Below are 15,998 nucleotides of genomic sequence, written 5' to 3'. Positions count from 1 at the left end.
CAAGCGTATTATGCCCTTTTCCGACGATCCGGCGCGTTTTGTTATCAATGATTACGCCACCGATGGGACAGCCGCCTTCATCATAGCTTTTTTACGCAAGTAAAACTTCAATACGCATAATATTGTGGTCACTCATTTAACGAAGAATTTATCTTCAACTATCGTAGGGAGACTTTTCGTGGGTAAATATGCAATGACATTAAGCGCCTCTTCCGTAACAGGCGTGTCCTATGTAATGAAATGTTTCATAAGCTCTCCTTTTCAAATAACACCAGCACTATGCAAGATAATCATATTTATTTTGGAGCTAAATAAATAACTTGCCTGGAAAAAATATTGAGCATGGTATATTAAAATCACTAAGATGTTTCACGGGGCAGGGAAATGTATTATCCGACATTCCATGATCAGATGGTCATGACTCTGAAATCCATTTTTAAATCAGTCCATATGCATAAAAGATATAGTATAGAAAAGTAGTATTGATAATCACTATTAAAAGTTTTTAAGTGGACTCGGCGGGATTTGAACCCGCGGCCTTTACGTTGCGAACGTAACGATCTACCCCTGATCTACGAGCCCTTATTTTGAAAAGAGAATGATGAAAAAAGTCGGACACATTGTCCGGTTCTTTTTTCCCTTCTCAGATGCGGTAGGCTTCCTGAACCTGAACAGTCTCGACGCCGGAAACTTTTGCAAAGGCTTCTTCCGCAGGTTCGGTTCCGCCTTCTTCGTCGTTAACGATTAATGTTACAATCAGAGCCTTCAAGCCAAAAGCGATAGGTTCCTCAACAATATCTCCGTGAAGGTCTGCCCCTGCAGGAATTACGGCTTTTATTTTCTCTTTCAGCTCTACAAGGTCGGTGTCAACGCCTTCTGGCATAATCTTAATTTTTGCTGCAACATCACCCATTTCAATCCCTCTTGTTATCTATTATGGTTCCATGAACAAATTCAAACTGCTTTCAATATGAGCTTCTGGAGCTTCTGACACGCTTGCCAAAATCACGGAGCTTTAAATCCGCACTTCGGGCAGGTATATACGTTACCCTGCTGCCTGCAGCTTGTACATCTTCCGATCTCTGCTCCGCACTGGGGGCAGGGGAACTTCACGTAGCCTTTCTCCACAAGACGGGTTCCGCATGAGGTACAGTATTCAACTTTCTGTGATGACATTTTTATTCTCCTGAATTATTTCTATAGTGAACTGCAATGAATTAACCGGTAAATCAGGTACCTCCCTTAAGCTTCATGTCCTGCTTTTTTCGGCACCTGTGTTAACATCAACAAGTCTGATTAACTGAATGTAATGATGCTTTTTGGACACGGTTTGCTTCTCTCCCTAGTCATATACGATATACAATTTAAATATTCCCCTTTACCGCAGTACAGAGTACAGGCTTCCCGTATACCGCCTGAATCACCCTCTCAGGAAATTTCCCGTTAATAATTCTGCACTCCATTCTGTTTTTCAGAAGGAACCCGGGCAGGAAAGGGTCGATGCAGCTTTCATAATTTTCTGAAAAATCGTAGGCAAAAATCTCCCTGACCAGTTTTCCTTCTCTGAAAATTCCGTCAACATCCGTAACCTTGATGAAGAGGGCTCCGGTCTGCTTCGCAACCCAGGCAGCAATTGTGTCCGAAGTTACTTCCCAGGAGTGAGGCAGAGGATCTTCAGACTTCAGCAGCCTGTAGGGAAAAAGAATCGAAACTCCGTAATGTAGTTCTTTAATTGCATCCGTAACCCGAGCCCGGCTTTTGTCCTGCAGGTAGCAGGCGTATTGCTCCATGCCAAGCACAGCCATCCAGTGAGCTGCATCGTCTCCAAGCCCGAACCTCCTGTCAGCGCTCCTTACGGCGTCTGCAAATACCCCGCCTCCCGGTACGATAAGGATGGAAAAAAGAGGGCTTGCGGAAACCTGTTCCTCAGCAGCAGCTTCCGAAGATCCGGAGCCAAATTCTTTTACGAGCCTGTCAAGAAGCTCCGGGGCTTCACTGATCAGGCTTCCTCCCACTTTAATAACTACCCGCATGGCTTTCATGGAGATTTCTCTTTCGTTCAGGCTTTTTGGTTAAATTTTTCAGTTAAGGTTTTCGGAGAATAGTTTTCAGTTACGGCTAATTCATTAGGGAAAATTGACTCGAATTTTTAAGGGAAACAGATTTGATTTCTTAATGGGAACTGGTTCTCTGAATTTTACTTTTCGGACTTTTCGGCTGCCATCAAGCGAGCGGCAGCGTATGCCGGGAAAACCTTTGAGATTTCTTCTCCCCAGCGCCCGGAAACCGAAATGCATTCAAATCCGAGCCTTTCTGCAGCTTCCTTTATAAGGAATTCTCCCAGGCCCGCAGATACAATCCTGTTAAGCCCGTTTCTTTCCGCAACTTCGAAGATCGCTTCAGCCAGGGTAGAGACCTGTTTTTCTTTTACCTGCTCTGCAATCTCGTAGATTTCCCTGTCCCCTATCTCTGAAAGGTCTGCACAGACCACCCTTGCAATTCTGCGCATGGCATCCGTTCTGCCCCTGCCTGCTCCGTCAGCCGTCTCACAGGTGTATGCAGCTTCCTCGATTCTTCCGAGGATGAGGTAAGCATCTGCTGTCGTTGCAAAGAGCTCCGAGGAGGTCCTGCACACGCCTTTCTCAAGCTTTACCTTTTCAAGAAGGGCGGCGAGGTTTGTCCTGAGGGTGCCTGCGTATACAAGTTCGCTCCTGAGCAGGCGTTCAAAGTCCGTAAGCCCTGCCCTGTGTGCCCCAGATACGATAGGGATGATATCGCTTGTGGTACTGCCAACATCAACAAAAATACAGTCTCCGATCTCTTCTCCGATCAACCTCGCAGAAGCTGCCCAGTTTGCAGCAGCAAGCTCTCTCAGGGAATCGGCTTCATTCTGGAACCTTCCCTGACTGTTTATATACAAAATATTCTCAGAACCGAAAGCCGAATCAACGGTTTCTTTTATGAAACGGATGCCCTGCTCCTTGTCTTCAAAACAGTCCGCAAGCTCTCCTGTCATCACAACAGCTACCCCTTCAGGCTTCAGCCTTTGTGCAATCTCTTTTAAGACCTCAGGAAGCCTGGTGTTTTTCCAGAGAGGCAGGTAGTGAAGTTCCACAAGAGTCCCGTCCGCAGAAGCAAGCTTTGTGTTAGCCCCTCCAATGTCAAGCCCTATGATTTTTGAATTCATTTTAATTCCTTTCCCCGTATTTATAGTTCCGTAAATATTACACTTATAATTCTCCACACTTTTCCGTGTTTTAATTCTCCACAAGTTTCCTGTTATAACTCAATACACTTCCCCTGTTATAACTAACCATAATTCTTCTGTTATCGATTCCTTACGAAAAGCTCTCCAAGCATATCTTTTGAAAAATGATATTCCCCTTCGATCCGCACGGAATCTGGGAGTTCACCGAATCTATTCTTGAGAAGAAGATCGCCGATTTCTTCCTTCATGACCCTGCTAATCCCGAATAATGAAGCCGTAGGTCTTGGGTTCACATCAACGATGTACGGAAGATCCGAAAGTACGATATCCACACCCACATACCCAAAACAACCCAGACATTTTACCGCAGAGATAGCAGTTTCGTAGAGTTCCTCTTTTCTGGAGGTCTGGTACGGAGTCAGGCTGCCATTGTATTTTATGCCCGAGACTCCGATTATCTCAGAATTTTCGCCTTCCCGGTCCTTTTTCTCCCCAAACTCGATGAACTGGCGGTTTACAGTAAGTGGAAGCGGCTTTTTTCCTGCAATGAGGCTTACACTCAGGTGTTTTCCTTCAATATATTCGCTTGCGATGCAATCATTTGCAATGAAAGCTTCTGTCTTTTCGAATTCCTTAACAAGAGATGTTGCCTCTGCCCCGCACCCGAACCTTGGCTTTATGACGTACTTTTTGCCCTTTTCAGCTTTTTCCGCAATCCCGGGAGCTTTAATTTCGGCCTTTTTCAGGGCTCCTGTGCACAGGACTTTATCCGCACAGCAGGCTGCCGATTCAGGTGAACACCCCAGGTTTACGGTGTTTTCTTCAAGGATCCGGTTCAGCTCGGGAAGCATTCCGTCGGGGGCAATAAGCAGTCCGGCATCACATTTCCTTGCCTCCCTTTCAACTACCTGCCTGAAGTTTTCAGCCGTGGATTTCAAGGAAGTGCCTGCACCTATCTCCGTACCTGCAGACGGATAGTACACCTTATGCCCCACCCGGACAAAGCTTTCTGCAAGTGTTTTTAACATAGCTGCCCCTTCCGGGATAAGGGACTTTTCGATATCCGTACCGACAGCGAATTCTGCAATCAGGATTTTCATCGGAGAAGAAAAACCCGGTTATTTTATAATACTTTTTGTCTCCCGAGTTTCGCTTCCCGAGTTTCGCGTCCCGAGTTTCGCTTCGGGAGCACGAGGTCCTTTTCGCTCCACTTCGTTTCGCTCAAGAGGACTTACTTTTGGAGTAGATTCATAACTTCCTTTTCCGAGTTTCGCGTCCCGAGTTTCGCCTCGGGATCGCAGGAAATCGTAGATTTTCTGGGAGTTGCGATGTAATCGCAACAGCACGAGGTCTGTTTCGGCAGAATTGCGGCTCTGCAATGCGCGGTCTGTTTCGGCAGAGTTGCGGCTCTGCAGTACGCTGCCCTTTTCGCTTCGCTCAAGAGGGCCAATTTTGGGATAAAGTAGTGAGCTGCGCTCAAGCAGACTAAGTTATGGATTTGAGCAATAAGCTTTGCTCAAGAGGGCCAATTTTGGGTTATGGTAGTGAGCTGCGCTCAAGCGGACTACTTGATGGGTTTTTACAGTTAGTTTCGCTCAAGTGGACTAAATTATGGATCTATTTAACCAGTACAACCCTATTCACTATACTGAGTCGTTTTTGTCCCGCTTGATGCAGGAGAGCGGTCTTTCCCAAAAGACAAAAAGAAGAGAAAAAACAAGCATGAAATTCTTCAAATAACAGGCACAAAGGAATAAAGTACTTTTTAAATCACAGTACTTTCATTCCAAAAAAAATTGCAAGAATTAAAAGCTGGAAAGTAATAGTCAAATAAGGGCGCAGTGGAAATGCAGTCAGAACAAAATTCAATATCGACCTGAAAATTACCCTTTAAGCGTCTGATTTTATTGATTATCGCTGCGATCTCAGGACTTTTCTTTCTCCTTTATATTTCTTTCTTCTTATCGGGAGAAAGCCCAACACATGCGGGAGGAGGCATTATAGAAATTACAGATTAAAAAGGTTTAAAGAAGCGGGCTACGGAAAAATTAGCTAAGTAAACTGATGGAGGGAGTTGAAGGAAAAATGGGAAAGAGGTAACTAATCCTGTTACGTAAGTAAAGGTTTATATAATTTATATAGTTTATAGCATAAAAGGTAAATAAATAATCTTGATGGTGGCTGGTAAAATCAACAGCAGAAACCCGAATTCTCAGTCTTTGTTTGAAAATCCTTTTGTCAAAACTCTTGCTATTGCGGTTCTTATGGGCATATTCCTGGTTGATATGGGTTTAGGGGTATTTGACATATTTTCTACCAAATCAAGCCCCCTGCCGTCGGCATTTGTACTCATGATCTTTGCTGTTATGTTTATAGGAGGGATGGTCTTTTATGAGAGGCAGGGATTGGACACCCTGAGTTCCATTATAGGCGGGGCACTTGCAGGTTTTGGCCTTTCCTTCGTGTTTGTCTCCCTCGTTGGAGGTGTGCAGTTTGCTCTGGGAGGAGGAATTTCCGCAATTGGATGGGAACAGGTAATTTCGGCAGTTGCAGGCTGCATGATTGCAGGCGTCGTAATGCTTAAAGTACTATCTTATAAACTTCAGAACCACTTTTACTGATTTTTCTTTTTTTTACTTACTCAGGGAGATCGACTGTTCGATTGTCCGAAAAATATTTATAGAATTACAAACAATCACAGATCAAGGCGAGCGAACCGTTACAATAATTTCATGGGGATCGATAAATGAAGAAGTCCACTAAAAAGGAAAGTACGCATTCTAAAGAAGATAGCCAGACACAGGCTGAAAATTCCAAAGCCCGGAACTCTGGACCTTCTACTGAAAAAGCCGATGAAAAAACGACGGAACCTGAAAAAGAGCCTTCGGGTTCCGGCGCTGAAAAGAGTCAGGAGGCAGCCTGCAGAGAGGAAAACGAACTTCTCAAGGATCAGCTTTTCCGGCTTGCAGCGGATTTTGAGAACTTCAGAAAACGGACCGCCCGTCAGATGGAAGAAAACCAAAAAGCAGTGCTCGAACAGGTACTTCTTGACTTTGTCGAAGTGACGGATAACTTCGACCGTGCCCTTAAATCTGCACGGACTGCAGAAGACATGGGTTCGATTGTAAGCGGAATAGAGCAGCTTTCAAAGCAGTTTTTCTCTATCCTGGAAAAATACGGGCTCGAGAGAATAAAATGTGAAAAGGAAGGCGAGTTTGACCCTCACAAACATGAGGCTGTCCAGCACATAGAGACCTGTGAGGTTCCGGATAATACCATAGTCGAGGTTTACAAACAGGGCTATTCCCTGAACGAGAAGGTTGTCAGACCTGCTCTGGTTTCAGTTGCAAGAAACCCTGAAGAGCCGGAAAAATAAAACTGGTTAATTCAAAACCGGTGTATGTGTAAACCGAATTTGCATTTGCGCGGTTTAAACCGAACTTACATTTGAAATCTGCATTCAAACCCATACTAAATTCAATAATCCTTCTGGGCAGCTAATCTAATAAATAGAAACTGCCGATCAAGTAAAATAAGTTTATTAAGTTTTTTCCGGGCTCCTTGACCGGAAATTTAACTGATTAATCTGAAAAACAACCTGACAAGGTAACCTAACTAAATAATTTGATTGATAATTTACTATGAGGATATAATATGGCAAAGATACTGGGTATTGACCTTGGTACTACTAACTCGTGTATGGCAGTGATGGAAGGCGGGGACGCTGTCGTGCTCCCGAATGCCGAAGGCAGCAGAACGACTCCTTCAGTCGTTGGATTTTCCAAGAAAGGGGAGAAACTTGTGGGTCAGGTCGCAAAGCGGCAGGCAATTTCAAACCCCGAAAACACTGTTTATTCCATTAAAAGGCACATGGGAGAAGCCAGCTACAAAGTCACACTTCATGGAAAAGAATACACCCCGCAGGAAATTTCCGCAATGATCCTCCAGAAGCTCAAAACGGAAGCAGAAGCTTACCTCGGGGAGACAATAAAACAGGCTGTTATTACAGTTCCTGCTTATTTCAACGATGCGCAGAGACAGGCTACAAAGGACGCAGGTTCGATTGCAGGGCTTGAAGTCCTGAGAATCATAAACGAGCCCACAGCCGCATCCCTGGCTTACGGGCTTGACAAGGGAGATGTGGACCAGAAAATCCTTGTCTACGACCTTGGGGGCGGGACCTTTGACGTATCAATCCTTGAACTCGGAGGCGGAGTCTTTGAGGTAAAATCCACAAGCGGAGACACACACCTCGGAGGCGATGACTTCGATCAGCGCATTATCGATTACCTGCTCGCAGAATTTAAGAAAACCGAAGGAATCGACCTTTCCAAAGATAAAGCTATCCTCCAGCGCCTGAAAGACGCTGCCGAAAAAGCAAAGATCGAGCTTTCGGGGGTCGCCAGCACCAATATCAACCTCCCCTTCCTGACAGTCGGGCCTGATGGGGAACCAAAGCACATGGACGTTGACCTGACCAGGGCCCAGTTCCAGAAGATGACTGAGGACCTCCTGGAAAAGACCCTCGTATCCATGCGCCGCGCCCTTAGCGATGCAAAACTTACACCAAATGACCTTGATAAAGTGATCCTCGTCGGAGGTGCAACAAGGATGCCGGCTGTTGTCGAACTTGTGGAGAACTTCACAGGCAAGAAGCCCTACAAGAACATCAACCCGGACGAGGCAGTTGCAATCGGTGCAGCCATCCAGGCAGGAGTCCTGGGCGGAGAGGTAAAAGACGTCCTTCTGCTCGACGTTACCCCCCTTACCCTTGGCATCGAGACCCTCGGAGGCATTGCAACCCCGCTCATCCAGAGGAACACGACCATTCCGACCAAAAAGAGCCAGATCTTCTCAACTGCTGCTGACAACCAGCCCTCTGTCGAGATCCATGTCCTGCAGGGGGAGCGCGGAATTGCTTCCGAAAACAAGACCCTTGGCAGGTTTACCCTTGACGGCATACCCCCGGCTCCGAGGGGCATCCCGCAGATCGAGGTCGCCTTTGACATTGATGCAAACGGAATTCTGCATGTGAATGCAAAGGACCTGGGCACAGGCAAAGAACAGTCAATTTCCATCAAGAAGCCTGGCGGACTTTCCGATGCCGAAATCGAGCGCATGGTCAAGGACGCGGAACTCCACGCCGAAGAAGATAGAAAGCGCAAGGAAGAAGTCGAGAACAGGAACAACGCCGAAGCCCTTATCAATGCCGCAGAAAAGACTATCAAGGAAGCCGGCGATGTAGCTACTGAAGACCAGAAGTCAAAAGTCAATGCCGCAATCGAAGACCTGAAGAAAGCCCTTGAAGGCAAGGACGCAGAAGATATAAAGGCAAAGACCGAGGCTCTTCAGGAAGCCGTATACCCGATTTCAACAGCCATGTACCAGAAAGCCCAGCAGCAAGCTCAACAGGCTGCAGGCGAAGAGGGAAGCGCTGATGCAAGGGGTCCTGATGAGACCGTCGTTGACGCCGACTACGAAGTAGTTGACGACGAAAAGCGTAAGTAAATAAAGAAGAATTAACAGTAACAGAAGATGCCTGAGAATTCACAGGCCTGACCGGAAACCTGGGAACAGGTTCCGTCTCCTTTATTTTTTTTAAAACTACAGGGAATCCTGATGGCTACCACACGTGATTATTACGAAATTCTCGGATTACCTAAAGATGCCTCAGTCGAAGATATAAAGAAAACATACCGGAAGCTTGCACTGCAGTACCACCCTGACAGAAACAAGGATCCCGGGGCTGAGGAAAAATTCAAGGAAATATCCGAGGCTTACGCCGTTCTTTCAGACACGGAAAAACGGGCTCAGTACGACCGTTTCGGGCACGCCGGCATTGATAACCAATACAGTGCAGAGGACATCTTCCGGGGCGCGGACTTCGGCGGGTTCGGAGACATTTTTGAAATGTTTTTCGGAGGCGGCAGAAGAGGAGGGCCTATGGGCCCGAGGAGAGGTTCGGACCTCCAGTACGACCTTTATATAACCTTTGAGGAAGCTGCCTTCGGAGTTCGTAAAGATATCGACATTCCAAGGACGGAAAGGTGTCCTACCTGCTCGGGCACAGGGGCAAAAGAAGGTACAAGCCCGAAGCGTTGCCCTACCTGCGGCGGTACAGGACAGGTCCGCACCACCCGTTCAACTTTGGGAATGCAGTTCATAAGCACCACCACCTGCAGCACCTGTCACGGCAGAGGCCAGATAATTGAGTCCCCATGCCCGACCTGCAGCGGAGCAGGCAGAGTCCGGAGCAAGAGAACAATAACAGTCAACGTACCTGCCGGAGCGGACTCGGGCATGAGCCTCAGGCTCAGCGGAGAAGGCGATGCAGGAGAACCGGGTGCCCCTTCCGGAGACCTTTACATTATCATCCACGTGATGGAACACAGGCATTTCAAGCGGGTCGATTACGATGTAATCTCCGAGCTGCCAATTTCATTCACCCAGGCAGCACTCGGAGCGGATGTTATGGTTGATACCCTTTACGGCAAGGTCAAAATGAACATCCCCGCAGGGACACAGACTCATTCCGTCTTCAGGCTCAGGGACAAGGGTATACAGCGCCTTCACGGGCACGGCAAAGGAGACCAGCTCGTAAGAGTAATAATCAAGACTCCCACAAAGCTTACTCAGGAACAGAAAGACCTGCTCCACCAGTTCGAGTCCCTGAGCAAAGGAAAAAAGCCGGACGGCGAGGATAAGAGTAAAGCTGAAAAGCACAAAAAAAGCAAAGGGATTTTTGAAAAAGTAAAAGACGCCTTTGAAAGTTGAAAAAAGCTTCCGTCTAAATTTCAATTTTTCAGGTATTTTATAATTTTCTATTTTTCTTTTCCATTTTTCTATTTTTATTTTCCATTCTTCTATTTTTCTTTTCTATTTTTCTATTTTTCTTTTCCCGTTTACTTTCTGTTTTCCTTTTCTCTTTTACTCTCTATTTCTATGAAGAATTCTCGTTATAGAATTCCTTTTTTCTTTGTAAAATTCCCTTCTATCAAGATTATTTTCTACACCGGAAGCTTGAAAAGATTTATATATACCTGTTTAATTCTATGCTAAGAATCATATTTAATTCGCAAAAGCATAGGTTTGAAAAATTCTGGTTTGCAAAACGTTTAATATCCAGAGATGATAAACACGCGGATCAATTTTATTACAACAGATCATGTATCAGGCTGCATTTTACACTTCAGGATTATGCCTGAGATCTTCTTTTTGTTTATTTTACCTTTGTTTACTTTGTTTAATTTGACTACTTTCACTCCGGTTATTTTTATTTCTATTCTTTTCGTTCCATTCGTTTTAATCTGTCCTATGCTCATTGCTTCTGGTTCAATAATTTATGCAGTGATAGATTCATTAAAAACAGTTTTTTTGAAGGTGTTCCATGAAGGCTGTAATTATTGGTGCAGGGGAAGTAGGCTATCATATTGCAAAAGCCCTCTCCTCTAAAAATGATGTGGTAATTATAGAAAAAGATGAGGAAGCAGCAAAAAGAGCAGATGAGCTTGACGTGCTCGTGATTGAGGGGAACGGCGCGAATGCGGACATTCTTTCAAAAGTCCTGCAGAGTACTGACCTACTTGTGGCTGTCACGGGTGTTGATGAGGTCAACATTGTTACCTGTATGACCACCAAACTCATTACAAGAAACAAGCCCGGCTGGAAGGACACAAAGACCATAGCAAGGGTCAGCAATCCTGACTACATAGATTCCCCGGTTACGTCAAGGGCCCAGATTGGCGTTGACCTTATGATCTGTCCTGAACTTGCACTCGCATCGGAAGTTGCTGATGTGCTCTCAAGCCCATCTGCCATAGATGCGGAAATGTTTGCCGAGGGAAAAGTAAAGATGACTGAGTTTGCAATAAACCCTGGAAGCAGACTCGTGGGAAAGCAGATGCAGGACCTTCGGCTTGCGGACTGCTGCATTGTCAGTGCGGTTTTCCGTGAAGACCAGATCATAATTCCTCACGGAGACGACTTAATCAGGGAAAACGACCACATGGTAGTTGTGGGCAAGCCCGAAGCTATGGAAAACCTTGAAAACGTTTTCGGGAGCGAAGTACCCCACAGAAACAGAATTCTCCTTATCGGCTGCGGAACCGTGGGCTTCTATCTGGCAAAACTGATCGACAAAGAAGAGAACGCCGATTTGAGGATTATCGAGTACAGAAAGGGCCGCTGCATAGAAGTTGCCGAAATGCTGGAAAATGCCCTTGTGCTCAACGGGGACGGGACTGATGTCAGCCTTCTCAGGGAAGAGAATATTGAGGACATGGACGTTGTTGTTGCGGTTACGGACAGTGATGAAAAGAACCTGCTCTGCGCCCTGCTTGCAAAGCAGCTTGGGGCAAAAAAGGTAATTGCCAGAGCTGACCGCTCGGACTACCTGCCTCTTTTCGAAATGGTCGGAATCGACATGGCAGTAAGCCCCAGGGAAGCAACCGTAAACGAGGTTCTCAAACTTACCATGGGCAAAGGCATACAGACGCTCACGACTATCGAAGGCGAAAAAGCCGAAATCATAGAATACACGGCTTCCGAGAAGTCAAAGATTGTCGGCAAACCCTTAAACAAAGTAAAGTTCCCCAAAGGAGCTCTTATCAACATGGTCGTACGCGGAAAAGAGACTATAATTCCGAGGGGGGATTTCATTATCAACAACGGAGACCGTGTAGTTATTTTCTCGATGGCTTCTGCGGTTTCCGAAGTGGAAAAATTTTTCAGATAAGTTTTCCGGATAAGGAGTTTTTCCATGAATGATAAAGCTATTTTTAACGCCCTGGGGAAAATTCTGGTACTTCTGGCCCTTACCATGCTTTTTCCCCTTTTTGTGGCTTTTTATTACAGGGAACCCCCGGAGCCTTTTCTGATATCTACATTGATAACATTTCTTGCAGGTTTGCTCCTGACGCGCGTAAGTGAGAATGCCGATTGGCAGCAGAAGGAAGCGCTTGCAATTGTGGCTCTGAGCTGGCTTGCGGCAGCTATTTTCGGAGGGATACCCTTCCTTTTCGAGGGAGTCTCTTTTCTTGATGCTGTCTTTGAAACGATGTCGGGTTTTACTTCCACGGGTTCGACAATTCTTGTCGATATAGATAGCTATTCAAGGAGTCTCCTTTTCTGGCGGTCTTTTACGCAGTGGCTTGGAGGCATGGGGATTATTGTGCTTTTCATTGCCATCCTGCCAAAACTCGGTGTTGCCGGGCGCCAGCTTTTCCGGGCTGAAGCCCCGGGTCCCACCGAGGATAAGCTAAAACCGAGAATAAAAGATACGGCAAAGATCCTGTGGGCTCTTTATGTCCTTATTTCCGCTCTTGAGGTTGTAGCCCTGATGCTGGCAGAGATGTCCCTTTATGATGCCCTAACCCATACCTTTGCCTGTATGGCCTGCGGTGGTTTTTCCCCTTACGGAGCCGGGATAGAAGCTTTTGACAGCCCCCTTATCGAGTTTATCCTTACCTTTTTCATGTTTGTAGCCGGAGCGAACTTTGCCCTCTATTACCGGGCAGTCCGCATTGATAAGAACCTCCTGTACAGGGATGAGGAATTCAGGGCCTATGCTTCCTTTCTTCTGGGTTTTACAGGTTTGCTTGCCCTTGTCCTGTACAAAGATATGGGAGTTTCCTTTTTCAACTCCTTCCGCTACGCAGCTTTTCAGATCACATCGGTTATGACTGCTACGGGTTTTGCCTCTGTTGACTTTAATCGGTGGAAAGACTCCGCAAAGGTCCTGATCCTTGCAGTCATGTTTATAGGAGGTTGTGCAGGTTCTACCGGAGGTGGCATGAAGGTTGTGCGTTTCCTGCTGATGTTGAAATACGCAAGACGAGAACTCTTTAAATTTATTCACCCAAAGGTTGTAAGGCCCGTCCGCTTCAATGGAAGAGCAGTTTCTGATGACGTTTTGCAGTCGATACTCTCTTTTGTTGTGATCTACATCTCCGTCTTTGTCTTCAGCTCAATGCTCCTGACCCTGCTCGGGGTCGAGCTGATCAGCTCGGTTACAGCTTCGATCACGACCCTTGGAAACATCGGACCGGGCTTTAATCTCTTTGGCCCTATGGGAAACTTTGAGTCTCTTCTCCCACTGGGAAAAATTATCCTGATCAACAATATGTGGATTGGCAGGCTGGAATTATACACCGTACTGGTACTCTTTACAAGTGACTTCTGGCACTCCTGAACCGGAGATGTTCACAGACTAAAAAAACAACTGGCTCCGAACATATTCAGGTCCCCTGTTTTACAATTTTTCTGTTTTTCAGGTTGTTCGGGATTAATTGATTTATATTGACCTTGTGAACCTCATTTAAATTCACAATAAATATAAGCGCCTCCGCCAGCCTGTCTGGCGGCCCTGCACAAAAAGAAGGAAATACAGATTCGGAAGAGAAATAAAAACTGAAAAGTGAAAGAAAAATAAAGAATGAAATATCAGGCACTTTGACCTGTTTGGTTCTTGTCCTTTCTAACAGGCGTCCCAGGCAGCTGTAACTTTATAGCTTTTGTTTTTGTTCTTCTTTCCTTTCGATTTTTTGTATATTAAGAAGACCGCTCTCCTGCATCAAGCAGGACAAGAATGACATAGTGCAGCTAGTGACGTTGAATAACTTAGAGAAATCTATGAATCAGTCCTCTTGGGCAAAGATAACTGTAAAAACCCATCAAGTAGTCTGCTTGAGCGCAGCTCACTAATAACACAAAATTGGCCCTCTTGATCAAAGCTTATTGCTCAAATCCATAACTTAGTCTGCTTGAGCGAAGCGAAACAGACTGCGTACTGCAGAGCCGCAACTCTGCCGAAACAGACAGCGTACTCCCGAAGCGAAATTCGGGCTGCAGAGCCGCAACTCTGCTGAAATGAAACTCGGGTACCGGAGCAAAACCCGGTGGTACAACCGAGAATATCAATCGAGTAGAGGTGAGCGACCCCTTCTTTTGCAAGAGCTCAAATCTCAACCTCCTGACCGTCGATTAATAAGCTCTTAATCACGGCATTTCCGTATTTGTCAACAACAACCTTTACATCGACTCCTTCTTCCCCTGACCACTGTTGACGTTCGATCTCCATCCCCCTGCCTTCGGGAACAAAATAGCTCTCAATACCGTATTCAACCCTGAGTTCTTTAATGCGGGGCTCTTCAGTTATAAGCTCATCTTCGTTTTCTTCCCAGTCATAGATCAGCTGTTTTACCGTACCTCTGATATAAAGTTCATCATCGGGAGGATTCCTGTATATCTTTTTGGGTACCCCGTACCCCTCTTCCAGTGCCAGTGCAAGATATATCCGGTCATTATAATTAAAATAAGGATCTTCAGCCGGGACCCTGTCCAGGTCCAGGGTACTGATCTCGTAATTAAGGGTCACGTAGTCTCCCCTGAAAAGGTCTCTTGGGTCTACAGGCTCGGTTTTAAGCAGAATCTCCGTCCCGGTCCTCAGGGTATATTCTTTGAAAAGGATGAAACCCGAAAAGATCAGGAGCCAGAAGATTATCGTGAGATAAAAGATCTGCTTTTGTTTCATCCCTGGACCCTCCCGGTTCCTGAAAGAGCTGCAGCTTCACAACCCTTAAAGCTCAAACAGCTGCTTTTCATCATTCCCTTCATTGTTCCCCTCCTGAAAACTGGACTTTAAATTCCCTTCTTTTTCTTTCCAGTACAACACTTATGACCAGCAGGACAAGCCCCCCCAGCATGAAAAAGAGTGACCTTGGAAGCAGTTCCCAGAAGAAGTCAAAATATCTCGCAAAAATAAGGAGGACGAACCAGAACATCGTGGTATTGATAATCCCCATATTTTCGGTGCTGTACCCGGCATACAGGAGCAGGGTCAAAAGCCCGAGGAAAATAATATTGAAAAGGATCATGTAAGTTTTTTCCGATGCAGGGCTGTATATGGTTGTGAGCGTGATTCCTGCCATTAACAGAGGAACTACGGATATGCTTGCATCCGCCTGAAAACCTTTAAGCCTTTCTCGAAGTGGTTTTGGGAGCAGGACTGCAAGGAAAAGGATTCCAAGGATTGTGTAAATTACAGGAACGATTTTGTCAACCCGGTATTCTCCAAGCTCGAAAGTGTGCGCGAATAAGGCAAAGAGTGCAACCTGGAGCCCCATAAACTTAAACGAAGCTTCGGCATGTTTTACTTTTTCTGCCAGCCCGTGCAAAACCCCAAGGAAATAGATGGAAATGCCTGAGATAAGGTAGAGGTCCCAGATACTGATTAATTTACTAAAGTCAGTTCTCTCGAAGTACAGCAGGCTGACCCAGAGATAAAAGAGCAGGGAACAGAGCCCGGCAATTGAAGCGGACCGGTAGCCGTAGATCAGGGGAAAAACTCCAAGGATCCAGATAAGGACGAGGGTACTGTTGTTGGCATTGATATTGTAGATCTGGGCAATTAAAAAGAAGCTGGCTCCGAAGAGCAGGGCTGAGAGTAAAATAAGGGCAGAACCCAGCCGGGGATATTTCCGCTGCTCGTATTTTAAACGATAACCCGCATAATGTATGCCCACTGTACTTCCAACAAGCAGCAAAACCTTAACCGTATCCCCGATTTTCTCCCAGTTGGAAGCCACAAACAGGATGGCACCGATTCCGATTAAAATAGCTCCTATAGTCGAAAAGGCAACGATTTGTTTTTTTGACCTGCGCTCCCTCTTATACTCTGCAAGGTCTTCCTTCATCTTTTCTGCCTGAGCATGATCAATGGTGCCTTCATCCAGCCATTTCAGGATAAGGTCTTCATCGAACATATGTAAATAATATTAACAGGTTCTATATA

The 15,998-nt window shown here is 45.8% G+C and carries 15 protein-coding genes and 1 tRNA gene; 6 read left to right on the top strand and 10 right to left on the bottom strand.

Annotation, left to right across the window (positions count from 1 at the left end):
• Positions 1-510: 510 nt before the first annotated feature.
• From ACSAZL_RS08440 to ACSAZL_RS08410, 7 genes are all read right to left on the bottom strand, one after another.
• Positions 511-582, bottom strand: a tRNA-Ala gene (locus tag ACSAZL_RS08440).
• A gap of 61 nt (positions 583-643) precedes the next feature.
• Positions 644-913 carry an elongation factor 1-beta gene (locus ACSAZL_RS08435; protein WP_440948245.1) on the bottom strand — a complete coding sequence of 90 codons (270 nt, stop codon included), beginning with the start codon at positions 911-913 and terminating at the stop codon, positions 644-646.
• Positions 914-1,005: 92 nt separating this feature from the next.
• Positions 1,006-1,176 carry a zinc finger domain-containing protein gene (locus tag ACSAZL_RS08430; protein ID WP_440948244.1) on the bottom strand — a complete coding sequence of 57 codons (171 nt, stop codon included), beginning with the start codon at positions 1,174-1,176 and terminating at the stop codon, positions 1,006-1,008.
• Positions 1,177-1,364: 188 nt separating this feature from the next.
• Positions 1,365-2,033 carry an amino acid kinase family protein gene (locus ACSAZL_RS08425; RefSeq protein ID WP_440948243.1) on the bottom strand — a complete coding sequence of 223 codons (669 nt, stop codon included), beginning with the start codon at positions 2,031-2,033 and terminating at the stop codon, positions 1,365-1,367.
• Between the two features lie 164 nt (positions 2,034-2,197).
• On the bottom strand, positions 2,198-3,187 hold the full coding sequence (locus tag ACSAZL_RS08420; RefSeq protein WP_440948242.1) for a hydantoinase/oxoprolinase family protein: 990 nt from the start codon (positions 3,185-3,187) through the stop codon (positions 2,198-2,200).
• A 140-nt stretch (positions 3,188-3,327) separates the two neighbouring features.
• The gene (locus tag ACSAZL_RS08415) at positions 3,328-4,308 is read right to left on the bottom strand and encodes an ATP-grasp domain-containing protein (protein WP_440948241.1); all 981 of its coding nucleotides are present in this window, start codon (positions 4,306-4,308) and stop codon (positions 3,328-3,330) included.
• Positions 4,309-4,439: 131 nt separating this feature from the next.
• The gene (locus tag ACSAZL_RS08410) at positions 4,440-4,688 is read right to left on the bottom strand and encodes a hypothetical protein (protein WP_440948240.1); all 249 of its coding nucleotides are present in this window, start codon (positions 4,686-4,688) and stop codon (positions 4,440-4,442) included.
• 739 nt (positions 4,689-5,427) lie between these two features.
• Here ACSAZL_RS08410 and ACSAZL_RS08405 point away from each other — a divergent pair.
• The 4 genes from ACSAZL_RS08405 (at position 5,428) to dnaJ (ending at position 9,982) form a co-directional block, all read left to right on the top strand.
• A complete protein-coding gene (locus tag ACSAZL_RS08405; protein WP_440948239.1) occupies positions 5,428-5,829 on the top strand; it encodes a heat-shock protein in 402 nt (133 codons plus the stop codon).
• Positions 5,830-5,954: 125 nt separating this feature from the next.
• The gene (grpE, locus tag ACSAZL_RS08400; RefSeq protein WP_440948238.1) at positions 5,955-6,584 is read left to right on the top strand and encodes a nucleotide exchange factor GrpE; all 630 of its coding nucleotides are present in this window, start codon (positions 5,955-5,957) and stop codon (positions 6,582-6,584) included.
• 278 nt (positions 6,585-6,862) lie between these two features.
• The gene (gene dnaK, locus ACSAZL_RS08395; RefSeq protein ID WP_440948237.1) at positions 6,863-8,716 is read left to right on the top strand and encodes a molecular chaperone DnaK; all 1,854 of its coding nucleotides are present in this window, start codon (positions 6,863-6,865) and stop codon (positions 8,714-8,716) included.
• 111 nt (positions 8,717-8,827) lie between these two features.
• Positions 8,828-9,982 (top strand): molecular chaperone DnaJ, encoded by a 1,155-nt coding sequence (gene dnaJ / locus ACSAZL_RS08390; protein WP_440948236.1) that lies wholly within the window; start codon positions 8,828-8,830, stop codon positions 9,980-9,982.
• A gap of 389 nt (positions 9,983-10,371) precedes the next feature.
• Here the strand turns inward: dnaJ and ACSAZL_RS08385 are convergent, their stop codons facing one another.
• Positions 10,372-10,530, bottom strand: a complete 159-nt coding sequence (locus ACSAZL_RS08385; protein WP_440948235.1) for a hypothetical protein — start codon at positions 10,528-10,530, stop codon at positions 10,372-10,374.
• Between the two features lie 65 nt (positions 10,531-10,595).
• On the opposite strand from ACSAZL_RS08385, the gene trkA reads away from it, so the two are divergent.
• Both trkA and ACSAZL_RS08375 read left to right on the top strand, forming a co-directional pair.
• A complete protein-coding gene (gene trkA / locus ACSAZL_RS08380; protein WP_440948234.1) occupies positions 10,596-11,942 on the top strand; it encodes a Trk system potassium transporter TrkA in 1,347 nt (448 codons plus the stop codon).
• Positions 11,943-11,966: 24 nt separating this feature from the next.
• On the top strand, positions 11,967-13,397 hold the full coding sequence (locus ACSAZL_RS08375) for a TrkH family potassium uptake protein (RefSeq protein ID WP_440948233.1): 1,431 nt from the start codon (positions 11,967-11,969) through the stop codon (positions 13,395-13,397).
• 765 nt (positions 13,398-14,162) lie between these two features.
• On the opposite strand, the gene ACSAZL_RS08370 is transcribed toward ACSAZL_RS08375, so the two are convergent.
• Positions 14,163-14,738 (bottom strand): GDYXXLXY domain-containing protein, encoded by a 576-nt coding sequence (locus tag ACSAZL_RS08370; protein ID WP_440948232.1) that lies wholly within the window; start codon positions 14,736-14,738, stop codon positions 14,163-14,165.
• 79 nt (positions 14,739-14,817) lie between these two features.
• Positions 14,818-15,969 (bottom strand): DUF2157 domain-containing protein, encoded by a 1,152-nt coding sequence (locus ACSAZL_RS08365; RefSeq protein ID WP_440948231.1) that lies wholly within the window; start codon positions 15,967-15,969, stop codon positions 14,818-14,820.
• Positions 15,970-15,998 lie beyond the last annotated feature (29 nt).

The sequence above is a fragment of the Methanosarcina mangrovi genome (assembly GCF_052057765.1).
Classification (GTDB): domain Archaea; phylum Halobacteriota; class Methanosarcinia; order Methanosarcinales; family Methanosarcinaceae; genus Methanosarcina.
This window is presented reverse-complemented; position numbering and strand designations above follow the sequence as displayed.